The sequence below is a fragment of the Xanthomonas sp. F1 genome (assembly GCF_014199855.1).
This window is the reverse complement of sequence record NZ_JACHOK010000002.1, coordinates 724687-748047: the sequence shown is the minus strand read 5'-3', so window position 1 is coordinate 748047 and position 23361 is coordinate 724687. Positions and strand designations below refer to the sequence as shown.

The window sequence follows — 23361 nt, the reverse complement described above, 5'->3', positions numbered from 1 at the left end:
GCATAAACATCGGAATTACCTGGTTAATTTCGCCACCAATCACCATCGCGAGAACGCATTTCGTAGACAAGATGGAAAGCCCGCAAATATAGAAAGGAAGACGAAAGAAGTCCTCGAAATTATCTCCCACGAATTAAGTTTCAACCCGCTTTTCGAAAATGGACGCGCACCGAGACGCGCGGCTCCCATATGAAACACGGATGGAATCAGCCGAATGGAACATTCGCTTTTCCGTGACGAGGCAGTGGACGCCCGAAGCCAGGCATGGCTGGGGACGGTGCGACTGGCAACGCCACTTTCGACCCGGGCCTGGACCGTCGTCGCCCTCGGCATGGCCGCCGCCATTGTGCTGTGGCTGTTCTTTGGCCACTACACCCAGCGCGTTCATGTCACCGGGCTCCTGGTCCCGCGCGCCGGCTTGATCAGCCTGACCGCCAATACGCTCGGCGTGATCGATCACGTCGGCGTCGCCGAAGGCGATCGGGTCGCGAGCGGACAGGTCCTGGTCTCGCTGTCGGGCGAGCACACCAGCAAGGCGCTCGGGAACACGGCGGCCAGCGTCAGCGCGCAGTTGCAACGCCAGGCCGGCAGCCTGCGCCAGGACATCGGCGATACCCAGCAGTTGCAGGACAAGCAGGCAGAGGACAATCGCACGCAACAATCCGCACTCAAGGAGCAGTTGGTCCAAATCGATGCGCAGATCGCGATCGAGAAGAAGCAGATGCAGCTGGTGCAGGAGTTGGTGAACAAATGGTCGGGCCTGGTCGCCGGCGGCTACATCCCGGCATTGCAGGTCGAGCAGGAGCAATCGGCGTTGCTCGCCGACGAATCGCAGCTGCGCTCGTTGCAGCAGCAACGCGCCAGTACGCAGCAGCAACTGAGCGTGCTCAACGATCAGCTGACCCAGTTGCCGCTGGCGGTGTCTGCCAAGCTCAACGACTTGCGCCGGCAACTGGCGCAGGTCGAGCAGACCCTGGCGCAGAACGAAGCGGCACGCGCCAGCGAACTGCGTGCGCCGGCCAGCGGCACCGTCTCCACCTTGCTGGTCAAACCCGGCGCCTCGGTCGCACTGGGGCAACCGCTGCTCGCCATCGTCCCGGACGGCTCGGCCCTGCAGGCGCAGATCCTGGTTCCCAGCCAGGCGGTCGGCTTCGTCCATCCGGGCATCCAGGTCACCCTGCACTACCAGGCATTCCCCTACCAGAAATTCGGTCTGCACCACGGCGTGGTGAGCAGCGTCTCGCGCAGCGCGCTGACGCCTGGCGAAGTCACGCTGCTGCTCGGTGGCGGTAACCCGCCCTCCTCCGATCCGCTCTACCTGGCCCGCGTGGACCTGGCGGATCAGAACGTCGAGGCGTACGGGCGCAAGGAGCCACTGCGCCCAGGCATGGCGCTGGACGCGGACATGTTGCTGGACCGGCGCCGGATCGTCGAATGGATCTTCGAACCGCTGTACGGCATGGGCCACCGCTGGAGCAGCGGCGCGTGAGCCGGGCATCCGTGGATCACGGCGCGCCGGCACAGGCCGCAAGCGCCCAGGACGGGCGTGTCGGACGCCTGCGCTTCTGGCGCACGCGCGCGCTGCCGAATGTGCTGCAGGCCGAAGCCGCGGAGTGCGGCCTGGCCTGCATCGCGATGATCGCCGGCTATCACGGTCACCATACCGATCTGCCCGCACTGCGGCGCCGTTTCAGTCTGTCGCTGAAAGGCATGACCGCACGACGCCTGATCGAGATCGCGCATGCGCTGGGACTGCAATGCCGACCGCTTCGGCTGGACCTGGAAGAGCTCGGCCAACTGCAGACCCCCTGCGTGCTGCACTGGGACATGGACCACTTCGTGGTGCTGCGCAGCGTCGGCAAGCACGGGATCGTCGTGCACGATCCCGCAGTGGGCGTGCGCAACCTGAGCATGGCCGACGTCGGCAGGCACTTCACCGGCGTGGCGATCGAGTTTTCCAGAGGGCCGACCTTCCAGCGCCAGCGCGAGACACCGCCGGTGTCGCTGCGCGCGCTCGCCGGCTCGGTGCAGGGCCTGGGCCGCGGACTGGCGCAGATCTTCGGGCTGGCACTGGTCCTGGAAGTCTTCGCGCTCCTGGCCCCCTTGTTCATGCAACTCGTCGTGGATCAGGTGATCGCCGACGGCGACCACGACCTGCTGACCTTTCTCGGCCTGAGCTTCGCATTGCTGATCGTGCTCGAGACCCTGGTCTCGGCCTTGCGCAGTTGGACGGTGATGTGGCTCAGCACGCACTTCAACCTCGGCTGGACCGGCAACGTGTTCCAGCATCTGATGCGCCTGCCGCAGTCCTACTTCGGCACGCGCCATCTCGGCGACATCGTGTCCCGCTTCGGTGCGATCGACACGATCCAGCAGACGCTCACCACCCGCTTCGTCGAGATCCTGCTCGACGGGCTGCTCGCCAGCATCACCCTGGTCGTGCTGTTCGTCTACAGCCCCTTGCTGTCGGCCATCGTTCTCGGTGCCGTCGCCGTGTATGCGGCGCTCCGGCTGCTGTACTTCCGCGTCTACCGCGAGGCCAACCTCAGCCAGATCACCGTCACCGCCAAGCAGCACAGCCGATTCCTGGAGGCGGTGCGCGGCGTGCAGACGATCCGCCTGAACAACCAGGAGGCCGAACAGACCGCGCGTTACCTCAACGCCGCGACCGACACGCTGAACACCTCCATCGCGGTGCAGCGCCTGGACATGCTGTTCACCGCATTGCAGAACCTGGCGGCAGGCGCGCAGCGGCTGGGCGTGCTCTGGCTGGGCGCGTGGCTGGGGCTGAAAGGCCAGTTCACCGTGGGCATGTTGACCGCCTTCGTGGCCTACGGAGACCAGTTCAGCAGCCGCGTGGCCAGCCTGGTCGACTATGCGATCGAACTTCGCATGCTGCGCCTGCAGGCCGAGAGACTGGCCGACATCGTCCTGACCCCGCCCGAGGCGCACGCCACCAGCGAGCATGCGGGTCCGCTGCCGCAGCCCAGCATCACCTTCAACAAGGTCAGCTTCCGCTATGCCGAAGGCGAGCCCTGGATCCTGCGCGAGTGCAGCTTTGCGGTGCACGCGGGCGAATCGGTCGCCATCGTCGGCCCATCGGGGTGCGGCAAGAGCACGCTGGTGAGAGTGCTGCTCGGCCTGCTCGATCCGCAGCAAGGCGCGATCGAGATCGGCGGCCTCGATCTGCGCCGACTCGGCAAGTCCCGCTACCGCGCGATCACCGGCAGCGTGATGCAGGACGACCACCTGTTCACCGGCACGATCGCCGAAAACATCAGCATGTTCGACGCACTCGCCACCCCGCAGGACATCGAGGAAGCCGCCTGCCTGGCCGGTATACACGAGGACATCATGGCCATGCCGATGGGCTACCACAGCCTGGTCGGCGACATGGGGTCCTCCCTCTCCGGCGGCCAGCAACAACGCCTGTTCCTGGCACGTGCGCTGTACCGGCGCCCGCACATCCTGGTGCTGGACGAGGCAACCAGCCACCTGGATCTCGCGCTGGAGCGCCAACTCAACCAGGCGATCAAGAGGCTGAACATCACCCGCATCGTCATTGCGCACCGCCCTGAAACGATCGCGCATGCCGACCGCGTCATCGAGTTGCACGAAGGCGCCATCCGCACGCGCCAACCTGCGACGCATGCGCCACCCGCCCCCGTCACCTCCTAGCTCGCCACCGGCGCGACGACCAGTTCGCCGCGCCGCCTCGTCCCATCCCGTATCGCCAACGTGAGGTCGCCATCGTGTCAGCGTCGGAAGCGTCGTCCCTGCAAGTCGTCAACAATTTCGTGGAAGTCCAGCATCTGCCGGAACTGCTGCGCGGTCGCGGCGGCTGGTCCTACGGCCTCTATCCAGGACTGCTCGGCGACGCCGCGCCGTCCTGGCATATCCATCTGTGCGGCAGCCGCAAAGCGCACGAGCGCGCGATCCACGACGACGTCCTCGCGGCGACCCCGGGCATGGAACCGCTCCATGAGCTCTGGACGCAGATCAAGGACAACCTGGCGCAGGACTACGGCCTGGTCCGCGCCTACGTCACCGGCCATACGCATGGACAGGATGGCGCCGCGCACCACTACGCCAAGCCGTCGGACCAGGAGCGTGTCGCCTTGCTCTACGCCAGCACCGAATGGAAGGACGATTGGGCAGGCGAAACCGTGTTCTACGACACCGCGCGCGAGTGCATCTCGATCCGTCCGCGTCCTGGTCGGCTGGTGGTGTTCGATGGCGCCGTCACCCGTGCCTCGCGCGCTCCGGCACGGGAGTGCCCGACGCTGTGCTCGACGATCACCTTTCATATGCGGCGCGTCCGTCGCTGATATCGAGGCAGCAGGGAACTCCACCATGCCATCGGCTTGCCTGCGCTACCTGTTGATCGCAACCGTACTGCTGCTCTGTGGCGTGGCGCCCCGCATCGCCTCGGCGAGCGGCTTCGGCGGCCCCCATGCCGACCTCGGCGAGCCGCTGCAGATCCCCATCACCGATCCCGACGGACACCCCTGGACCTTGCAGGGACGGCTGTGCCGCCCCGCCGGTGTGCGCCGCCCGCGCGTGGTGGTCATCGCACACGGCTCACCGGCGAAGGCAGCCGACCGACCTGGCATGACCCTCGAGACCTGCGACGGCGAGTCGGCACGCTGGTTCCTGCGGCGCCACTATGCCGTGGCATTGGTCCTGCGCCTCGGCTACGGCGCCACCGGCGGTCCTTGGAGCGAGGGCTACGACGGCTGCGATCGCGCCGATTACGTCAAGGCCGGATTGGAAACCGCGCGCCAACTCAAGCGCATCGTGGACGTCCTGACCGCACTGCCCGACTACAGCCCGACCGGCGCCATCGTGGTCGGACAGTCGGCCGGCGGCTGGGGCACGTTGGCGTACGACAGCCTGCCGCACCCAAATGTCAGCGCGTTCGTCAACATGGCAGGCGGTCGCGGCGGCCATTTCCACGACCGGCCCAACAGCAACTGCCATCCTGACCGGTTGATCGCGGCGGCCTCCACGTTCGGCCAACAGGCCACCACGCCGATGCTGTGGATCTATACGGCCAACGACAGCTTCTTCGGACCTGAACTCGCCACCTCGCTGCATCGCGCCTTCACCGAGGCGGGCGGCCATGCCGTTCTGGTGACGCCGGCCGCCTTCGGCGACGACGGTCACCATCTGTTCTTCGGCCACGGGGGTTCCGCGATCTGGGGACCGGCCGTGGACCGCTATCTCGGCTCGATGGACGCGCCCGCGGCCCCTTGATCCCCAACCCACATCCTCCCATTCCCAGCAGGGCTGCACGATGACCATGCAATCGCTTCGGGACCTGATCCAGACCGTCGGCCTGCACACCAGCGCCGAGAACATCCCGCTCATCACCAAGAAGGGCGGCTCCTATCTCTGGCTGTTCGATCTGCGCCGGGTCTTCATGCGACGCGCTGCGCTCGAGCAGATCGCCGAAGCGTTCTGGGAGCGCAACGCCACGCGTCCGCCCTTCCAACTCGGCGGCCTGGAAACCGCGGCGATCCCGCTGCTCACCGCCCTGCTGTTGACCGCCCCGAAAGAACGCGGGCCGGTCAACGGCTTCATCATTCGCAAGGATCGCAAGACCACCGGCATGGGCAACGCCATCGAGGGCGACGTGCTCGACCTGCCCATCGTGCTGGTCGACGATTCGCTCAATTCCGGCAACAGCGTCGAGAAGGCGCGCGCGGTCATCGGAGCGGCCGGACACACGCTCGGCGAGGTGTTCGTGGTGGTCGATTTCCTGTCCAAGGCCGGCATGAAGTGGCGCAAGACGCACGCGATCTCGGTGCAATCGCTGTTCACTCTCAAGGACTTCGACCTGCCGCCGGAACAAAGCGCGCCGCATCCCACCCAGGCGTACCGCGAACTCTGGCGGACGGCGACGCCGGGAGGCTTCGCCTTCCACGTGGTCCCCAAGTCCGCGCCGCTGCTGGTCGGCGACATGATCTACCGCGGCTGCGACGCCGCCAAGATGCAGGCGTTCTCCGCCGAGACCGGCGGGCTGGTCTGGGAATACCCGGTGACCGGCGCGGCGTACACCAAGAAGGGCATCTGGTCGTGCCCGGCCTACCATGACGGGCGCCTGTATTTCGGCGCGTACAACGGCACCGTCTATTGCCTGGATGCGGCCAACGGCGAAGAGATCTGGACGCATCCGGACGGCGACTGGGTCGGCGCTTCGCCGCTGCTGGTGCCGCGCCACAAGCTGATGTACGTGGGCATCGAGTATGTCCGCCCATGGGCGCAAGGCAGTCTCGCCGCCTATGCGATGGACACCGGCGAGAAGATCTGGGAGCACCAGGTGCAAAAGCTGCAGCACGGATCGCCCGGGTACTGGGAAGGCGGCGACCTGGTGATCTGGGGCAGCGCGGACCATGAGACGCTCGCGCTCGACGCCAGGACAGGACGCATCGCCTGGCGCTTCAAGACGCGGCGCTCGGTGAAGTACGCGCCCGCAGTGGACGAGCGTCGCGGGTTGACCGCCTTTGCCTCGTTCGACAAGTCGATCTATGTGCTGGATGTCGCCACCGGCGAAAAGCGCGGCGAATGGCAGACAGACGAAATCTGCTACACCACGCCGCTGTTCGCCGGCAACAAGCTGTTCTGCGGATCGGGCGACCGCCATCTGTACGTGATCGACATCGACACGATGCAGTTGATCAAGAAGATCAACCTGCGTTCGCGTGTGTACGCCTCGCCCAAGCGGATCGGCAACCGGGTGATCGTCGGCAGCAACGGCGGCCGCGTCGTCGAGATCGACATCGACACGCTCGAAACCGTCGGCGTGCTGCAGCTGCCGGACGCAGTGACCAACGGTGTCGCGGTCTCGCCCGACGAACGGCGCATCTACGTTTCCACCTACATGAACCATCTCTATGCGTTCGAGCGCCTGAGCGACGCGCACGCACAACCCGCGCGCCCCGCCCTCGCCGCATCCTGACGCGCGGCGCGCGCGACCGGGATCGTTCCACGCAGGCGACCCCTTCGTCGCATGCGCGGATCAGCCGAAGCGAGGACGGCCTTTTCCCCGCATACCTGTTCGAGGATCACCATGAGAACGCTCGATATCATCGAAATCGATCTGGTCGCAGGCGGGACGCGCACATCGATCGGCGCACACCCGCTGTCCAGTTCGATCCACCATGCCAAGGCGCACAACAAGACCCACCACGCCAAGGCCAAGCTCCATCACCACCACGCCGCGGTGCACAAGTCCGCGACGATGCAGATGGCACGAATGGAAGAGGTCGAACCGATCGGCGAAGGTGGCGAAGGTGGCGAGGGAGGAGAAGGCGGTGAAGGCGGTGAAGGTGGCGAAGGTGGCGAAGGTGGCGAGGGCGGTGAAGGCGGTGAAGGTGGCGAGGGGGGAGAGGGTGGCGAAGGGGGTGAGGGAGGAGAAGGCGACGGCAGCGGCGGTTACGACGACGGCAACGATGCCGACGGCAATGGCCCGGCCGACACCTCGATAGGCAGCAGCCATACCACGTCCGATGGCAGGACGGTCTCGATCACGTACCAGAACACCCAGGACGGCTCGAGCAGCAACAACCCGGTCACCTCCAAGATGGCCTCGACCCTGGGCTCGGTGCTCGACGGCGACCAGAGCGTCGACAGCATCGACATCTCGGCCACGACCAACGGCAGCCACAACCCCAATTCCGCCCACTACACGGGCAACGCCGTCGACATCAACATCATCAACGACGTGCATGTCGGGACGACCGGCGAAGGCCTGCAGAACGCCCAGGCGCTGGAGAATGCGGCGATGGCCAATCCCAACGTGAGCTACGTGGAAGGCCCCGCGGGCAATTTCATCCGCTCCAGCCCCACCGCGGACTGGACCGCCGCCAGCCGCGAGACCGGCGACACCACCCACGTCCATATCAGCGTCTTCAAGTAATCCGCATTTCGCGACCTCCCGGGCCGGCGTCCGCCGACCCGGGAGACGACTGCCTCTCGGAGCTCGTTATGAAATCCTTCTGGTTACCGCGCATCTGCATGGCCTTGGCGCTGGCCCTCGCCGTGCAAGGAGCGTCGCAGGCGAAGCAAGCCCCTTCCCACGCTGGCGGAGAACAGGCGATCGCCTACGTGTTGAAGAACGACATCGTCCTGTCGAGGCTGTTCGGGACCTGTCCTGCATTGAAATTTTCCCGCACCGGCGCCGAAGGGAGCAACGCCTTCCTGATCGACGGCGACTGCGACATCAAGAACAACCCGGAGGAAGACGCGGACTGCCCCGCCTACCACGTCCGTGCGGCCGGAACGGTCGACACGCCATCGCATTGGACGGTCCGTCGCCTGGACCTGACCTTGGTGTGCTCCAGCGAGGGGGCGACGACGATGCAGCGGATGTAACCACCCGATCGGGGGCTTTTGCCGTCGGTGAAGACGCAGTGGCAAGGATGGCGCGACACCGGCAGGCGCTCCCAGCGGGCCGCAGTGCCGGTTCGCGGCCAGGGTGCGCGCTGCAATCCACGGACATCGTGGTGCCATGCGTCGCACGTCGCATCGGCACGCCCAATTTCTTGCGTTCGAGCGCGCAGGCGCAGGAACGGGCCCATGCCCCCTGCTCATGTCCTGACGCAACGCACGCAGCATGAACCGATCCGATCGTCGGCCACGCCGCACGCACCGGATCAGCCGAAGCGGGGACGGCGCTTTTCCCGCACCTCTGTTCAAGGATCAACATGAGAACGCTCGATATCATCGAAATCGATATGGTTGCAGGTGGCACGCGCACATCCATCGGCGTGCATCCGTTGTCCAGTTCGATTCACCACGCCAAGGCGCACAAGAAAACGCACCACGCAAAAGCCAAGACCCATCACCATCACCACATGGCGATGCACAAGACCGCTTCGGCTCAGATGGCCACCAACGACGAGATCGCACCGGTCGAATCGGAGGGCGGTGGCGAGGGCGGCGAGGGCGGCGAAGGCGGTGAAGGAGGCGAAGGTGGTGAGGGAGGAGAAGGTGGCGAAGGTGGTGAGGGAGGCGAAGGCGGTGAAGGCGGTGAAGGCGACGGTGGCGACGGTGATGGCGGCGACGGCGACGGCGATGGTGGCGACGGCGATGGCAGCGATGGCGACGGCGCCGGCAGCAACGACAAGCCCGCGACGTCGGCGTCGGCCAGCGGTACCACGGTGACCTATACCGCAGCCGATGGCACCACGCAGGACATCAGCGGCACGCACCCCAACCGCGACAACAACCCGCTCGACATCCGTTCGGGCACTTTTGCGGACAATCACGGCTCGCTCGGCAACGATCGCGGTTTCGCGATCTTCTCCAGCCCTCAGGCCGGATTGGACGCCGCGGCCTCCAACATGGACCGCCTCAACAACAACGCCGGCGGTAACGCCACGCTGAGCGACCTCATCACCGCCTGGTCGCCGCCGAGCGAGAATCCGACTTCGGAGATGATCACCACCATCACCACCAATTCGGGCCTGAGTCCGTCCGCTCAATGGGGTTCATTGAGCAGCGACCAGCGCGACGCGTTCATCACCGCCTACGGGCATCGCGAAGGCTGGCACGGCAACTAACTCCCCCTGTGGCGAGGACGGGAGCGCTCCCGTCCTCGCCACACATGACCCGTTACGGAGATTTCTCATGACACCCCGGTTTCTTTCGCTGTTCGGCCTGCTCGCTCTCGGCCTAGCCTGCTCGCAGGCCCATGCCGCCGGCAGCGATGCGACGGCCTGCACGCACGCGCTGCACCAGGCCTTTGCAGGCACCAGCAGCGCCGCCACCCTGCCCCCCGCATGCACACGTCTTGGCCCGGTCGCACTCGGCATGCGCAGGCAACAGGTCCTGGCCGCGCTGGGCCAGCCGGACATCACCCGCCGCGATGCGGCGCATCCGGACACGCTCAGTGTGGTGTATCTGTATCCGCGCGGGTTCAATGCGCAGCTGGCACAGCAACCGCGGCCAGCCGCCGCCCTCGCCTACAGCCAGCTGGCGGTGCGTTTTCGCCACGACCGGGTCACCAACCTGATCGCCTCCGCCAATCCCGGCGTGCCATTGCCGTTCGATCTGCTCGGCCAGCCGGCCGGCACGCACGTCGATCGCGTGCTGCAGGCGATCGGCGGCCAGCCGCAATGGAACGCCAGCCGCGACTACGTGCAGTTCGCGGCAATGCCGCTGGGCCTGGAGGTCGATCCGGACACCTCGGCCTTCGTCGGGCTGGACCTCGCCGCCACCAAGCAGGACCTGGACAGCTTCTCCCTGCCCGGCTTGCAACTGAGCAAGGACACGCAAAGCGGTCTGGTCAACGGCGTGCGCTGAGGGGCGCCGTCGTCCACGCCACGGATACGCGACGCGCCGTCCATGCAGCCGCAGGTGGCTCTCGCGCAGGACCGGTCCACGGCCGCGCATCGTGCGCCGACGCCGCGAGGGCCGGTTTGCCGAGGCCGCATCGCCTCCGCGGCATGCGGCACAGCCGACAGGCCAATGCCTGGGCCGGCTGTGATGTGACCAAAAAGCGAAGCCCCGCGCGAGCGGGGCCTTGCCTCGACACAGCGACGACGGTGAGGACTCAGTCGCCCTGCTGCTTCTGCAGGTGCTCCCAACGCTCCTGCGCGTCGATGGTGCGCTCGGCGGTGAGGCGCGCTTCCAGACGCTCCAGGCCGATCTCTTCGCCGGTGTCCACGCAGTAACCGTAGTCGCCGGCGTCCAGGCGCTTGAGCGTGCTGTCGATCTTGCCGATCAGCTTGCGGTAGCGGTCGCGGGTGCGCAGTTCCAGCGAGTTCTCGGTCTCGCGGGTGGCACGCTCGGCCTCGTCGCCGATGTCGCGGACTTCGTCGCGCAGGTTCTCGATGGTCTGCTTGGATTCCTCGACCAGATCGGCGCGCCAGGTGAGCAGGCGCTGGCGGAAATACTCCTGCTGCAGTGCGCTCATGTACTCCTCGTCCGCCGCCGGCTTGTAGCCCTTGGGCAGGATCGGACGGCCGGTGGCCTCGTCGGTCTTGTACTCGACCACCTTGTACTTGGCCGGCTTGGCCGGGGTGTTGGACTTGGCGGTCACGGCCACGGCGACCTTGCCGGTGGGCTTGGCGACCGGCGCCTTCGGGGTGGATTCGGACTTGGTGGGGGTTTTCGCGGAGGATTTCGAAACGGACACGGGATTCTTTTGTGGCGGGGTCGACGGCGCGGCGGACTTGGCGGCAGCGGGCTTGGGAGCCGGTGCTGCGGCAGGCGCGACGGGCTTGACCGGGACAGGCTTGGCCGTAGCCGGCTTGGGTGCCGACTTCGGTACGGAGGTGGTCACCGCAGGTGCGACGGACGCGGTGGCCGGTTTGGATTTGGCAGGAGCGACCCCAGCCTTGGCGACCTTGGCGCCAGGCTTGGCCGCGGGCGTCTTCGCTGCCGGCTTGGCGGCGGGCACAGGCTTGGTCGCGGCCTTGGCCGGTGCGACCGGCTTGGCAGGTGCCTGCTTGACCGGGGCCTTCTTGGCGGGAGCGGACTTGGCCGGCGTAGCCGCGGCCGGTTTGGCCGCCGGCTTCTTGGCCACGACCTTGCTGGCCGATTTGGCCGGCGCGGCCTTGGCTGCCGACTTCGCAGGCGCGGCTTTCTTCAGCGGTTTGCTGGCGGCGGACACCGGCGCTTTCTTGGCGACGGGCTTGGCAGGCTTCTTGGCGGCCTGGACGGCCTTCTTTGCAGGTTTTTTAGCAGCCACGAACGCTCTTCCTTGGTCTTCCCGGGGCCCGGGAAAGCGGGCCTTTATAGCCTACCCTACCCCCCGCGGCAACAACGCGGCGTATACGCCGAGCGACCCGCCTAGTCCAGCACAGTGGCATATCATGGTGGCGTGATCGCCCGCGCTCTCATCGCCTTGCTGCGCCTGTACCAGCGCTTCATCAGCCCGCTGCTGGGGCCGCGCTGCCGTTTCGTGCCCAGTTGCTCGGCGTACGCGGTGACCGCCATCGCCCGTTTCGGCGCAGTGCGCGGTGGCTGGATGGCCGCCCGTCGCATCGGCCGCTGCCATCCCTTCCATCCTGGCGGGTTCGACCCGGTGCCCGACCCCACGGCGCCGCCACCCTGCCGCTGCCAAGGAAAACACTGATGTCCGCTTCCACACTGATCGTCAACGCGCGCCTGGTCAACGAGGGCCGCGAAACCCAGGGCGACCTGCGCATCGCCGACGGCCGCATCGCCGCGATCGCCCCGCAGCTGGCCGCGCGCGAGGGCGAGACCGTGGTCGACGCCGCCGGGCGCTGGCTGCTGCCCGGCATGATCGACGACCAGGTACACTTCCGCGAGCCCGGCCTGACCCACAAGGGCGACATCGCCACCGAATCGGCCGCGGCGGTGGCCGGCGGCCTGACCAGCTTCATGGACATGCCCAACACCAACCCGCCCACGCTCGACGCCGCCGCGCTGCAGGCCAAGTACGACGCCGCGCAGGGCCGCGCCTGGGGCAACTACGGCTTCTACCTCGGCGCCAGCAACGACAATCTGGCCGCGATCCAGACCCTGGACCCGAAGACCGCGCCGGGCATCAAGGTGTTCATGGGCGCCTCCACCGGCAACATGCTGGTCGACAACCCGGACACGCTGGACGCGATCTTCCGCGACGCGCCGACGCCGATCATCACCCATTGCGAAGACACCCCGACCATCGACGCGACCCTGGCCGCGTTCAAGGAAAAGTATGGCGAGGCGCTGACCCCGGACATGCACCCGGACATCCGCTCGCGCGAGGCCTGCCTGAAGTCCTCGCAGCTGGCGGTGTCGCTGGCGAAGAAGCACGGCACCCGCCTGCATGTGCTGCACATCTCCACCGCCGACGAGCTGGCGCTGTTCACGCCCGGCCCGATCCAGGGCAAGCGCATCACCGCCGAGACCTGCATCCACTTCCTGCGCTTCGACCGCGCCGACTACGCCACGCTCGGCAACCTGATCAAATGCAACCCGGCGATCAAGGACGCCAGCGACCGCGAAGCGCTGATCCGCGCGATCGCCGAGGACGTGATCGACGTGCTCGCCACCGACCACGCCCCGCACACCTGGGAAGAGAAGAGCAAGCCGTATGCGCAGGCGCCGTCCGGCCTGCCGCTGGTGCAGTACGCGCTGGTCGCGGCGCTGGAGCTGGTCCACGAGGGCCGGCTCAGCGTGGCCCAGGTGGTGCACAAGTTCGCGCACGCGCCGGCGCTGCTGTTCGACGTGCACGAACGCGGCTTCCTGCGCGAGGGCTACCACGCCGACCTGGTACTGATCGACGACACCGCCTTCACCGTGCGCCGCGAGGACGTGCTGTCCAAGTGCGGCTGGTCGCCGTTCGAGGGCCGCAGCTTCCGCTCGAAAATCGCCGCGACCTGGGTCAACGGCGTGCTGGCCTGGGACGGCACCCGTCTGGTCGGCAGCCCCAACGGCCAGCGCCTGGCGTTCGACCGCTGATGCGCGGCGCCCTGGTGTCCGGCGCCGCGCTGGCGCTGATGCTGCTGGCCGCACCGCTCGCCCCGGTGCTGCATGCGCAGACGCCGGCCGCGGCCGGCGCCGAGGCGCGCAGCGTGTTCCCGCGCAGCGCCTCGCAGGGCGCGCTGGTGATCGGCAAGGTGGCGCCGGGCAGCCGCGTGCAGTACGCCGGCCGCACCCTGCGGGTCAGCGACTACGGCAGCGTGGTGTTCGGCATCGGCCGCGACGAGCGCGGCCCGTTGCGCATCGCCATCCAGCGCCCCGACGGCGGCAGCGAGACCGTCGAGATCGCGGTGACGCCGCGCGACTGGCCGCTGGAACAGGTCAACGGGGTGCCGCCGAAGACGGTGAACCCGCCGCCGGCGATCGCCGAGCGGATCAAGCGCGAACAGGCCCAGGTCACCGCCGCGCGCGACCGCGACGACCCGCGCACCGATTTCGCCGCGCCCTTCCTCTGGCCGGTGCAGGGCCGCATCAGCGGCCGCTTCGGCAACGCCCGGGTCTACAACGGCCAGCCCGGCGCCGGGCATTCGGGCATGGACATCGCCGTACCCACCGGCACCCCGGTCAAGGCCCCGGCCGCCGGCGTGATCACCTTCGCCGCCCCCGATCTGTACCTGACCGGTGGCACCGTGCTGCTGGATCACGGCTATGGTGTCAGTTCCAACTTCCTGCACCTGTCGCGGATCGACGTGAAGGTCGGCGACCGCATCGCCCAGGGCCAGGTGATCGGTGCAGTGGGTGCCACGGGTCGTGCGACCGGGCCGCATCTGCATTGGGGGATGAATTGGTTCGACGTGCGCATCGATCCGTTGTTGGTGCTGGAGCGCACGAAGCAGCCTTGAAGCGCTGGTGCGTCAGGTGGGCTGGCGCGCGGCGGCGTTCCTCGATACGGGTGTCGGGCAGCGGCTGGGGCGGCGGAGCATCAGCGCGTCAGCGCTCGCGCGAATGGCCGTGAGCGGCACGGGCGGCCTAGCGCGAGGCCGTACCCTCACCCCAACCCCTCTCCCGATGGGAGAGGGGCTTGCTGCCGTTCCTTCTCCCGTTGGGACCACGGCCCTCTTTCTCCCGTCCGGACCACGGCCTCACTTTGTGGGGAAAGCGCACCGCAGGGGCGGATGAGGGGTCGGGCGCAGCCTCGTGCAATACCGCTGGCGCCAGCCTTTTCGCTATGCAGGCGTGGCCGCCGGCAGCAGGCGCCCCAGCACCACATGCGATGGGCTGTTGGCCAGGTCCAGCGGCATCACCAGCTTGGGATTGGGATGCGGCAACGGCGTCCCCGGGGCCTCTTCGCCGGCTTCCCGCAGCAGACTGCCGTTGTCTTCCACCTGGTCGGTGACCGGCGGCAGCGGCGGCAGGCCCAGCCCGGCGCGGACCGCATTGGCGCCGTTCAGCAGGTCCTCGTCCGTGACCGTGGTCAGCGCCGAGGCGGCCAGGCTGGCCGGTGCGCCCTCCACCGCCGCCAGGCGCTGCGCCACGTCGCCCAGGACCTGCTGCCGGTGCGGATGCAGCAGTTGCCACACTTCTTCCCATAGCGCCTTCCAGTCCAGGTCCGGGAACGGCATGTGGGTCGGTCCGCTGAGCACGATCTGCGGTGCCAGCCGGCCCGGCGGTATCGCGTCGCATTCGGCCAGCGCGCGGTACACCACTTCGCTGCACACCATGTGCGAGGGGTTGTCGCGGACCAGGTGGTCCAGCGCCTCGCGCACCACGATCCGCGCCAGCCAGTGCTGCGGCCACTTGCCGCGGATGGCGACCAGCAGGCCCAGCGTGGCCAAGCTGTCCAGCGGATACGGAACGCCCAGCAGCGATTGCGCCTTGGCCAGCACGCTGGCGCGGTCGGCGTCGTCCAGCGCCACGCCGGCGTAGCTGAGCGGCCGGTAGGCGTCGATGACGAGGTAATCGGTGGTGTCGGTCAGCCGCTGCGATAGCGGATAGCGGCGCACGCCGCTGGCCGCCGCCTCGATCAGATCGCCCTGGTCGGCGACGATGGCGGCATGGCTGTAGATGCTGTCGCCGCACCAGGCGATCAGTTCGGACACCGGGCCGCAGCCCAGTTGCAACAGGATGTCGCCGACCTGCAACTGATCGGGAGCGAACGCGGGCAAAGCGGGTTGTGCAGTCATGGCTGAGGCTCCTGGTGGGTGGCGCGGGTGATGGTGGAAACGCTGACCCGGTTGCGGCCGGCGGCCTTGCTGGCGTAGAGCGCGGCATCGGCGCGCTGCAGCAGCGCCGCGACGCTCTCGCCGCGCTGCCATTGCGCCACGCCGACGCTCAGCGTGCATGACAGCGCTTGGCCTTCGCGCGGCAACGACTGCGCGGCGACGTGCTGGCGGATGTCCTCGGCCACGCGCCGCGCGGCCTCCAGCGTGGCGCCGGGCATCAGCAGCAGCATCTCGTCGCCGCCCTGGCGGCCGAGCGTGTCGGTGCTGCGCAGGCGCGCCCGCGCGCAGGCGGCGACCCAGCGCAGGCAGGCGTCACCGCCGGCGTGGCCGTGGATGTCGTTGATGCGCTTGAAGTGGTCGATGTCGATGTAGGCCAGCGCCAACGGCTGCGCGCTGCGCGCGGCATCCTGCAGCGCCTCGGCCAGGCGCTGCTGCAGCGCGGCGCGGGTGAGCATGCCGGTGAGTTCGTCCACCGTCGCCATGCGGCTGACGCGGTCGCGATCGCGACGCAGCTCCAGCATCTGCTCGGCCAGGCCGAAGGTGACCAGCAGGCAGGAGATCGCCAGCGCCAGGCTGATGCCATGCGCCAGCACTGGCGCGGCCAGGTCCAGGTGCAGCCACCCGGTCAGTTCCAGGCAACGCAGCACGCACAGCATCCACAGCGGCGTCCACGAGGCCAGCAGTGGCCAGGCGTAGCGCTGCCCGCGCAAGGCCAGCAGCAGGCAGCACGGCAACAGCAGCGCCGCGCCGACGATCAGCCCGAGATTGCCGAGCAGGCTCAGCACCACCGAATCCGACAACAGACAGGCCACGGCGATGCCGAGCAGGAACAGCGCGCACAGCCGCAGCACCCGGTCCAGCCGCGGCAGTTGCCGGTGCATCTCCAGTTGCCGGCGCTGGAAGGTGATGATGAAGAAGCCGCCGAGCGCGGCAACGATGCGCATCGGCGTCGGCGATGACGCGAACACACTGGCCAGTCCGGGCACCGCGCGTGCCTCGCCACCGAGACCGAGCAGGTACAGCAGCACGCACATCACGTTGGCGGTGAAATAGCCGTAGATCGGCTCGCGCAAACGCGCCCACAACGCGATCGCCAGGATCGCCAGCACCGCGGTCGAGCCGAGGATGAAGGCGCGCCAGCCGACGTAGTGCAGATCCTCGCGCTGCACCTGCGCCAGCGGCACGATGCCCACCGGCATCGGCATCGCCGCTGGCGCGTGCACCCGCAGCCAGATCGAGGCGCCGCGCGGCAGCCCCTGCGGCAAGGCGATCACCAGGGCGCGGGTCGAGTAGCGCAGGTCGGCGTCGGCCCCGTAGATCGCATGCCGGGTCGGCGCGGCGCGCCCCGGCACCCAGGCCTCGACCCGGGTCAGGTAGGGCGACTGCAGTACCAGTTGCGGCTGGCCCTCGCTGCCGATCGCGCGGTCGGCGCGGATGCGCCACCAGGTGGGCTGCTTGCTGCGCTCGTACAGGGTCGCGCCATGGCCGGCATCGGCGAACGCGGCATCGTGGCGCCCCGCCACCACCTCCGGCGCCGGAGGGTCGGCTGCGAGCCGTTGCAACAACAGTTCCTGCCCCAGCGCCGACCCGACCATTCCCAGGCACAGCAACAGGCAGCACCAACGGCACAGGCGCTTCAATCGACGGGTTCCAAATGGGATCGGCGTCGAGGGTAGCGCAAGCCGCGACGGGACTCGTATCCAAATTCACGGCCCCATCACGCCGCGGCGCCCAGCGGAGCGCGCGCGCAGATCCATGCCGCAGTGCCGCGACGCTTTGCCGGCCCGCGGCCTGGAACGTCGGTCGCCGGCGCTTTTTTTTTTGGCCCAGGAAGGGCCCGTCCGTCCCCGCCCGGCTGGCGTTCCGTTCGTGCGGTGAATCCGCGATCGTGATGGAGACGACACAATGGATCTCTGGCTGCGACATCGGCCGGCACCCACGCGCAAACGTCCCTACCATCCCCGCTCCGCTGACGACGCCGGACTGCATCATCGAATGACACCGGTATCATGCACCTGTCGCCGCGGCACCTTATCCTTGAGCGGAGGCTTTCCATGACCGTATCGCGCTGGTTGCTGCTTTCCTCCACCCTCGCCCTGGCGGGCGGGGTCGTCGCCGATGCCCCGGCCCTGACCGGGACCGCGTCGCGCCCGCAACTGACCAGCAGCGAGGCGGCCAACCAGACCGTCGCCCGCCACCTGGCCCAGGCCGGTCCGATCGGCGCGCTGGTCACCGACAACTGGGATCCGAGCGCCGGGGTCGCGCTGCTGCAGGCCGACTACGCAGTGGCGGCCGACGGCAGCACCCGCTACCGCACCGTGCAGGGCGCGGTGGACGCCGCGGTCGCTGCCGGCGGCAGCATGCGCCGCTACATCAGCGTGGCACCGGGCACCTACACCGAAGTGGTCTGCGTCCCCGCCGCGGCACCGCCGCTCACCCTGTTCGGCCTGGGCGGCAGCCCGGCCAGCACCACGATCCGTTTCGGCAACGCCAACCCCACGCCCAAGCCCACCGGCAGCGCCACCCACCCCTGCGCCAGCAACGCCGCCAGCAGCACCGTCGGCACCTCCGACAGCGGCACCGTCACCGTACGCGCGGCACAGTTTCAGGCGCGCAACCTGGCGATCGTCAACAGCTACGTCGAGGGCACCTACAGCGGCAGCAACCAGTCGGCGGTGGCGCTGGCGCTGCGCGGCGACAAGGCAGTGCTGGAGAACGTGGTGCTGACCGGCAACCAGGACACCCTGCTGGTCAGCGCCGGCAGCGCCAATACGGTGATCCGCGCGTACTTCAAGGGCGGCACTATCGAGGGCGATACCGACTTCATCTTCGGCTCGGGCGTGGCGGTGTTCGCCGGCAGCACCATCCGCTACACCGCGGCCCGCCGCGGCGCCAACGACGGCGGGGTGATCTTCGCGCCCAGCACCCGCCCCGGCAGCAGCTACGGCTTCCTGGCCGTCGGCAGCACCTTCGATGCGGTCGGCAATCCCGGCAGCGGCACGGTGTGGCTGGGCCGGGCCTGGGACGAGAGCGTGGGCAGCCTGTCCAACTACGTCAACGGCACCTCGCCCAACGGCAAGGTGGTGATCCGCGACTCGACGCTGGACGGGCACATCCGCAAGAGCGCGCCGTGGAACGCCTCGACCGTCGGCCGGCCGTACTGCAGCAGCAACTGCAGCACCTCGGCCAACCGCTTCTACGAATACGCCAACAGCGGCGCCGGCAGCGCCCCCTGAGGCAAGGCGGACATGGTGCGGCCGGGGCTCAGCCCAGCCCGGCCCACCAGGCGCGCCACAGCGTCGCCATCGACCCGGGCGGCTTGGGCGTGGCGGCCGCCTGCTGCGCCGTCCGCGCACGTGCCAGCGCCGACAGGATGCGCCGCGGACGCGGCCCGCGCGCACGGCGCGGCCACGGTTTCAGCAGCGCCTGCGCCCAGCGCTGGCGCTGCTGCGCCTCATCGCCGCCGCGCAGCGCCAGCGGCGCAGTGGCCGCGCCGGCCTCGGCCAGGCGCTGCGCCAGCACCTGCAGCGCGACCGGCATCGCGGCGCCCTCGGCCGGGGCTTCGAACAGCGCGCGCTCGACCGCGACCACCGCCTGCGTGAACGGCTCCAGCCGCTCCAGCGCATGCGCCGTGTCGGCCGCGGCCGCGCGCGACTGCGGCAGGCCCGGCAAGGCCTCGGCCAGTTGTGTCCATGGCGCGGCCACCGGCTCCAGCACCCGCCCCAGCGGATGCCGCGAGCGCTGCCCAGCCCAACTGCGCAGTTCCTCGCCCCACCACGCCAGCTTGGCGTCGGCCGGCAGCGGATCGCCGGCGATGTTGAGGATGTCGTCGAACTCCTGCAGCAGGGCGAACCAGGCCACGGTGCGGGCGCGCTGCGGCGCCGGCACGAAGGCCTCGGCCACGGCCCATTCCGGCCAGCGGCGGCGCCATTTGTCGAGGAAGGCATCCAGGGCGGACGAACTGCTCATGCGATCGGTGGATCCGGATTCAGGCGCGCGCGTCGAAGACGTCGCGCAACGGAGAGTGAGTGAGCGCGGTGGCCGCGCAGAACGCGCAGTTTACGTGCGCGGCAGGTGGATGCCGAGCGGGGTCGGCATGCAGGCGACGAAACGGCGTTCTCTGCGCGGCGGCGTCGCCGACGCGGCGACGGCCACGACGTCAGGCGGCCGCGGCGACCGGCCAGGCCGCGGCCGCATACAGCTCGGCCGGCGCGGCGACCATCGCGTCGGCGCGCCAGGCCAGCGGATCGTCCTCGTCCAGCCGATAGCCCCACAGCACCGCGACCGAGGCCATGCCGGCGGCGCGTGCGGCAAGGATGTCGCGTTCGTCGTCGCCGACGTAGGCCACCTCGTGCGGCGCCACGCCCAGGCGCTGCGCGGCGACCTGCAGCGGCAACGGATGCGGCTTGCGCTCGGGCAGCGTGTCGCCGCCGATCAGCACCGCGCAGCGCTGCTCCCACTGCAGTTGCGGCAGGATCAACCGCGCCAGCGCCTCGGGCTTGTTGGTGACGATGCCCCACACGCTGCCTGCAGCCTCCAGCCGCTGCAGCAACTCGGCGATGCCGTCGAACGGCTGCGAATGGCGGCCGATCAGCGCCTCGTAATGGCGCAGGAACGCCGGGATCAGCGCATCGCGCTGCGCGGCGGGCAGGTCCGGGAAGGCCACGCCAAGCATCGCCCGCGAGCCCTTGGACACCACCGGCCGCAACTGCGCCAAGGTCAGCGCCGCGCGGCCGTGCTCGGCCAGCACCGCATTGGCCGCGGCCAGCAGATCCGGCGCACTGTCCAGCAGCGTGCCATCCAGATCGAACAGCACCACCCGCGGAAAGCGCGCTTGGGTATCGTCCGCGGCTTGCGTCACAGGCGCACGCACCCGCCGTTGCCAATCCCCAATCCCCACTCCCGAATCACGGCTTCCCCGCACACGCCAGGTAATTGACTTCGGTGCGCGAGGACAACCGCGCGCGGTTGCGCCACGGCTCGTAGGCCAGGCCGCTGACGTCGCGCAACTGCAGCTCGGCCTGGCGCAACCACGCGGCCAGTTCCGCCGGCTTGATGAAATCCTGGTAGCGGTGGGTGCCGGTGGGCAGCAGCCGCGCCACGTATTCGGCGCCGACGATGGCCAGGGCGAACGCGGCCGGGGTGCGGTTGAGGGTGGACAGGAACAGCTGTCCGCCCGGCTTGAGCAGGGTCGCGCAGGCGCGCACGATCGCCGCCGGATCGGGCACGTGCTCGAGCATCTCCATGCAGGTGATGGCGTCGAAGCTGCCCGGCTGCGCCGCCGCCAGGTCCTCGACCGACTGCACGCGGTAGTCGACCTCCACCCCGGATTCGAACTGGTGCAGCCGCGCGACCTTGATCAGTTCCGGCGCCAGGTCGATCGCGGTGACCTGCGCGCCCTCCTTGGCCAGCGCCTCGCTGAGCAGGCCACCGCCGCAGCCCACGTCCAGCACCGCCGCGCCGCGCAGCGGCAGGCGCTCGGCGACGTAGCGCAGGCGCACCGGGTTGAGCGCATGCAGCGGCTTCTGCGGACCGTCGGCATCCCACCAGCGGGTGGCCAGGGCGCCGAACTTGTCCAGTTCGGCCTGATCGAAATTGGCGGAGGCGTTGGCGGCGGAAGCGGTCATGACGGTATCTCGTTGGGGCCGCGCTCGGGGTGCGGCACGGCGAACATAGCGGATCAGGCGTGGACGCTGCGGATACGCTCGCGCCACTGCCGCGCGTTGGCGACCAGCGCGTCGACGTCCATGTCCACCAGCACGCGCTGGCTCAGCTTGGGCTGGCCGGCGATCCACACGTCGCTGACCTGCTGCCGGCCGGTGGCGTACACCAGTTGCGACAGCACGTTGTGCAGCGGCTGGGTCTCCAGCGCCGACAGGTCCACGCAGATCAGGTCGGCCTGCTTGCCCGGCTCGATCGAACCGATGGTCTCGCCGAAGCCCAGCGCGCGCGCGCCGCCCAGGGTGGCCGCGCGCAGCGTGCTGGCCGCGTCCAGCGCGGTGGCGTCGTTGGCCACGGCCTTGGCCAGGATCGCCGCGGTGCGGTTCTCGCTGAACATGTCCAGGTCGTTGTTGCTGGCGCAGCCGTCGGTGCCGATCGCCAGGTTCACGCCCGCACGTTGCAGCGCGCAGGCCGGGCAGAAGCCGGAAGCGAGCTTGAGGTTGGATTCGGGGCAATGCACCACGCTGACCCCACGCTCGGCGCACAGGTGGATCTCCGCGTCGGTGAGCTGGGTCATGTGCACCGCGATCAGGCGGTCGTTGACCAGGCCCAGCCGGTCCAGCCGCGCCAGCGGGCGCTGCCCGTACTGCTTGAGCGAATCGGCGATCTCCTGCGCGGTCTCGTGGGTATGCAGGTGCACCGGCACCTCGAGCTGGTCGGACAGCATCCGCACCCGCTCGAAGTTGGCGTCGTTGACCGTGTACGGCGCATGCGGGGCGAAGGCGATGCCGACCAGCGGATCGTCGCGCCACTGGTCGTGCACCTCGCAGGCGCGGGCGAAGTACTCGTCGGAGGTCTTGGCCCAGGCGGTCGGGAAATCGATGATCACCGTGCCGACCCGCGCGCGGAAGCCGTGCTGCTTGTACACCGCGGCCTGCACGTCGGCGAAGAAGTAGTTCTCGTTGGCGCAGGTGGTGCCGCCGCGCAACATCTCGGCGATGGCCAGCGCGGTGCCGTCGGCGACGAACTCCGGGCCGATCACCGCGGTCTCCACCGGCCAGATGTGCTGCTGCAGCCACACCATCAGCGGCAGGTCGTCGGCGATGCCGCGCAGCAGCGTCATCGGATTGTGGGTGTGCGCGTTGACCAGGCCCGGCAGCAGGGCCGCGTCGGGGCGCGAGACGGTGCGCGCGGCGGCGAAGCGCGTACGCGCCTCGGTCGTCGGCAGCACCGCCACGATCTCGCTGCCGCGCACCGCCACCGCGTGGTCTTCCAGCACCACCGCATGCGGCTCGATCGGGACCACGTAGCCAGCTTCGATCAGCAGGTCGCAGGATTCGGGTATGGAGGTCATCGCAGAGGCTCTGAAAAAGGAAGGATCACGGTGCCGGTGCCGCCTGCGCCCGGAGGATGCGCCGCTGGTACACGCGCATCACCCCCCACTGCAGCAGGAAGACCGCCAGGAAGCCGAAACGGCCCAGCCAGGGCGCCACCATGCCCACGGGGATGCACAACGCGAACACCACCGGCGAGACCGCCGCGCGCAGCTTCATCGCCTGCGCCTGCAGCGGACCCAGCCGCTGCGCCAGGCCTTCCTTGCGCACCGCATAGGCATGCAGCCAGTAACCGGCCAGGCCGATCGCGGCCAGGTGCGCGCAGTACACCGCGAACGCCTCGTGGCTGCCGAAATAGTCCGAATACAGCGCGGTGGAGAACGGCAGCAGGCCGATCAGCAGCAGCTGCAGCACATTGAGCCAGATCAGCCGGTCGTCGAACTGGCGGATGTGCCGGCACAGCTGCAGGTGCGACTTCCAGAACAGGGCGGTGACCAGGAAGCTGACCGCGAAGCCGATGAACAGCGGCAGCATCCGGTGCAACGCAGCGAGGATGCCACCGGCCGCCGCGACCTCGGCGTGCCCCGGCACCTTGATTTCCACCGCCAGCAAGGTGATGGCGATGGCGAACACCGCATCGCTGAAGAACACGACGCGGTCGTGCGGGTACTTGCTGTCGGCGCTGTCGGCGTGGCTGGTCGTCACGGGTTGTCCTGGGAGCGAGGTGGTCCATCACCGCCGCGCGGCGATCCGGCGCAGGGCGC

Annotated in this window: 21 protein-coding genes; 13 read left to right on the top strand and 8 right to left on the bottom strand. The window is 68.8% G+C overall.

Annotated features, from left to right (window positions below; all coding sequences use genetic code 11):
* The first annotated feature begins 331 nt into the window (after positions 1-331).
* The 9 genes from GGR71_RS07820 (at position 332) to GGR71_RS07780 (ending at position 10308) form a co-directional block, all read left to right on the top strand.
* Positions 332-1489: an HlyD family efflux transporter periplasmic adaptor subunit gene (locus GGR71_RS07820; protein ID WP_160962234.1), complete on the top strand. Its 1158-nt coding sequence runs from the start codon at positions 332-334 to the stop codon at positions 1487-1489.
* Complete coding sequence (locus tag GGR71_RS07815; RefSeq protein ID WP_160962232.1) at positions 1486-3678, top strand: ABC transporter transmembrane domain-containing protein; 2193 nt, start codon at positions 1486-1488, stop codon at positions 3676-3678. The genes GGR71_RS07820 and GGR71_RS07815 overlap by 4 nt, the downstream gene beginning before the upstream one ends.
* A gap of 119 nt (positions 3679-3797) precedes the next feature.
* Positions 3798-4328, top strand: a complete 531-nt coding sequence (locus GGR71_RS07810; RefSeq protein WP_456362595.1) for a hypothetical protein — start codon at positions 3798-3800, stop codon at positions 4326-4328.
* 25 nt (positions 4329-4353) lie between these two features.
* Positions 4354-5256: a dienelactone hydrolase family protein gene (locus tag GGR71_RS07805; RefSeq protein ID WP_237474472.1), complete on the top strand. Its 903-nt coding sequence runs from the start codon at positions 4354-4356 to the stop codon at positions 5254-5256.
* A gap of 40 nt (positions 5257-5296) precedes the next feature.
* Positions 5297-6961: an outer membrane protein assembly factor BamB family protein gene (locus GGR71_RS07800; RefSeq protein ID WP_160962230.1), complete on the top strand. Its 1665-nt coding sequence runs from the start codon at positions 5297-5299 to the stop codon at positions 6959-6961.
* 111 nt (positions 6962-7072) lie between these two features.
* The gene (locus GGR71_RS21020) at positions 7073-7921 is read left to right on the top strand and encodes a hypothetical protein (RefSeq protein ID WP_456362594.1); all 849 of its coding nucleotides are present in this window, start codon (positions 7073-7075) and stop codon (positions 7919-7921) included.
* Positions 7922-7989: 68 nt separating this feature from the next.
* Positions 7990-8376 carry a hypothetical protein gene (locus GGR71_RS07790; protein ID WP_160962228.1) on the top strand — a complete coding sequence of 129 codons (387 nt, stop codon included), beginning with the start codon at positions 7990-7992 and terminating at the stop codon, positions 8374-8376.
* A gap of 332 nt (positions 8377-8708) precedes the next feature.
* Positions 8709-9566 (top strand): hypothetical protein, encoded by an 858-nt coding sequence (locus tag GGR71_RS07785; RefSeq protein ID WP_160962226.1) that lies wholly within the window; start codon positions 8709-8711, stop codon positions 9564-9566.
* A gap of 67 nt (positions 9567-9633) precedes the next feature.
* Positions 9634-10308 (top strand): outer membrane protein assembly factor BamE, encoded by a 675-nt coding sequence (locus GGR71_RS07780; RefSeq protein WP_160962224.1) that lies wholly within the window; start codon positions 9634-9636, stop codon positions 10306-10308.
* A 250-nt stretch (positions 10309-10558) separates the two neighbouring features.
* Here GGR71_RS07780 and dksA read toward each other — a convergent pair whose 3' ends face one another.
* Positions 10559-11698: an RNA polymerase-binding protein DksA gene (dksA, locus tag GGR71_RS07775; protein ID WP_160962222.1), complete on the bottom strand. Its 1140-nt coding sequence runs from the start codon at positions 11696-11698 to the stop codon at positions 10559-10561.
* A gap of 114 nt (positions 11699-11812) precedes the next feature.
* Between dksA and yidD the strand changes: the two genes are divergently transcribed.
* The 3 genes from yidD to GGR71_RS07760 are packed head-to-tail and all read left to right on the top strand — an operon-like array spanning position 11813 to position 14282.
* Positions 11813-12085, top strand: coding sequence for a membrane protein insertion efficiency factor YidD (gene yidD / locus GGR71_RS07770; RefSeq protein ID WP_184451783.1), 273 nt, complete (start codon positions 11813-11815; stop codon positions 12083-12085).
* A complete protein-coding gene (locus tag GGR71_RS07765) occupies positions 12085-13419 on the top strand; it encodes a dihydroorotase (RefSeq protein WP_160962218.1) in 1335 nt (444 codons plus the stop codon). Before yidD ends, GGR71_RS07765 begins: the two co-directional genes overlap by 1 nt.
* On the top strand, positions 13419-14282 hold the full coding sequence (locus tag GGR71_RS07760; RefSeq protein WP_160962216.1) for a M23 family metallopeptidase: 864 nt from the start codon (positions 13419-13421) through the stop codon (positions 14280-14282). The genes GGR71_RS07765 and GGR71_RS07760 overlap by 1 nt, the downstream gene beginning before the upstream one ends.
* 324 nt (positions 14283-14606) lie before the next feature.
* Here the strand turns inward: GGR71_RS07760 and GGR71_RS07755 are convergent, their stop codons facing one another.
* Together GGR71_RS07755 and GGR71_RS07750 are read right to left on the bottom strand one after the other, a co-directional pair.
* On the bottom strand, positions 14607-15563 hold the full coding sequence (locus GGR71_RS07755) for a C40 family peptidase (protein WP_237474468.1): 957 nt from the start codon (positions 15561-15563) through the stop codon (positions 14607-14609).
* Entirely contained in the window at positions 15560-17242 is a 1683-nt protein-coding gene (locus tag GGR71_RS07750) for a sensor domain-containing diguanylate cyclase (RefSeq protein WP_160962214.1), read from the bottom strand. The genes GGR71_RS07755 and GGR71_RS07750 overlap by 4 nt, the downstream gene beginning before the upstream one ends.
* A gap of 414 nt (positions 17243-17656) precedes the next feature.
* Between GGR71_RS07750 and GGR71_RS07745 the strand changes: the two genes are divergently transcribed.
* Positions 17657-18838 carry a putative acyl-CoA thioester hydrolase gene (locus GGR71_RS07745; protein ID WP_160962212.1) on the top strand — a complete coding sequence of 394 codons (1182 nt, stop codon included), beginning with the start codon at positions 17657-17659 and terminating at the stop codon, positions 18836-18838.
* A 28-nt stretch (positions 18839-18866) separates the two neighbouring features.
* On the opposite strand, the gene GGR71_RS07740 is transcribed toward GGR71_RS07745, so the two are convergent.
* The 5 genes from GGR71_RS07740 to GGR71_RS07720 form a co-directional block, all read right to left on the bottom strand.
* On the bottom strand, positions 18867-19571 hold the full coding sequence (locus tag GGR71_RS07740; protein WP_160962210.1) for an isoprenoid biosynthesis enzyme family protein: 705 nt from the start codon (positions 19569-19571) through the stop codon (positions 18867-18869).
* 190 nt (positions 19572-19761) lie between these two features.
* Positions 19762-20463: a phosphoglycolate phosphatase gene (locus GGR71_RS07735; protein ID WP_160962208.1), complete on the bottom strand. Its 702-nt coding sequence runs from the start codon at positions 20461-20463 to the stop codon at positions 19762-19764.
* A gap of 46 nt (positions 20464-20509) precedes the next feature.
* The gene (ubiG, locus tag GGR71_RS07730) at positions 20510-21229 is read right to left on the bottom strand and encodes a bifunctional 2-polyprenyl-6-hydroxyphenol methylase/3-demethylubiquinol 3-O-methyltransferase UbiG (protein WP_048488840.1); all 720 of its coding nucleotides are present in this window, start codon (positions 21227-21229) and stop codon (positions 20510-20512) included.
* Positions 21230-21282: 53 nt separating this feature from the next.
* A complete protein-coding gene (locus GGR71_RS07725; RefSeq protein WP_160962206.1) occupies positions 21283-22617 on the bottom strand; it encodes a TRZ/ATZ family hydrolase in 1335 nt (444 codons plus the stop codon).
* 25 nt (positions 22618-22642) lie between these two features.
* A complete protein-coding gene (locus GGR71_RS07720; RefSeq protein ID WP_160962204.1) occupies positions 22643-23302 on the bottom strand; it encodes a TMEM175 family protein in 660 nt (219 codons plus the stop codon).
* Positions 23303-23361 lie beyond the last annotated feature (59 nt).

Bases quoted from the DNA above. Each gene is read 5' to 3' on its own strand.
- GGR71_RS07820 (WP_160962234.1), top strand. From the start codon at position 332: ATGGCCGCCGCCATTGTGCTGTGGCTGTTCTTTGGCCACTACACCCAG.
- GGR71_RS07805 (WP_237474472.1), top strand. From the start codon at position 4,354: ATGCCATCGGCTTGCCTGCGCTACCTGTTGATCGCAACCGTACTGCTG.
- GGR71_RS07800 (WP_160962230.1), top strand. From the start codon at position 5,297: ATGACCATGCAATCGCTTCGGGACCTGATCCAGACCGTCGGCCTGCAC.
- GGR71_RS21020 (WP_456362594.1), top strand. From the start codon at position 7,073: ATGAGAACGCTCGATATCATCGAAATCGATCTGGTCGCAGGCGGGACG.
- GGR71_RS07790 (WP_160962228.1), top strand. From the start codon at position 7,990: ATGAAATCCTTCTGGTTACCGCGCATCTGCATGGCCTTGGCGCTGGCC.
- GGR71_RS07785 (WP_160962226.1), top strand. From the start codon at position 8,709: ATGAGAACGCTCGATATCATCGAAATCGATATGGTTGCAGGTGGCACG.
- GGR71_RS07780 (WP_160962224.1), top strand. From the start codon at position 9,634: ATGACACCCCGGTTTCTTTCGCTGTTCGGCCTGCTCGCTCTCGGCCTA.
- GGR71_RS07765 (WP_160962218.1), top strand. From the start codon at position 12,085: ATGTCCGCTTCCACACTGATCGTCAACGCGCGCCTGGTCAACGAGGGC.
- GGR71_RS07760 (WP_160962216.1), top strand. From the start codon at position 13,419: ATGCGCGGCGCCCTGGTGTCCGGCGCCGCGCTGGCGCTGATGCTGCTG.
- GGR71_RS07755 (WP_237474468.1), bottom strand. From the start codon at position 15,563: ATGACTGCACAACCCGCTTTGCCCGCGTTCGCTCCCGATCAGTTGCAG.
- GGR71_RS07745 (WP_160962212.1), top strand. From the start codon at position 17,657: ATGACCGTATCGCGCTGGTTGCTGCTTTCCTCCACCCTCGCCCTGGCG.
- GGR71_RS07740 (WP_160962210.1), bottom strand. From the start codon at position 19,571: ATGAGCAGTTCGTCCGCCCTGGATGCCTTCCTCGACAAATGGCGCCGC.
- ubiG (WP_048488840.1), bottom strand. From the start codon at position 21,229: ATGACCGCTTCCGCCGCCAACGCCTCCGCCAATTTCGATCAGGCCGAA.
- GGR71_RS07725 (WP_160962206.1), bottom strand. From the start codon at position 22,617: ATGACCTCCATACCCGAATCCTGCGACCTGCTGATCGAAGCTGGCTAC.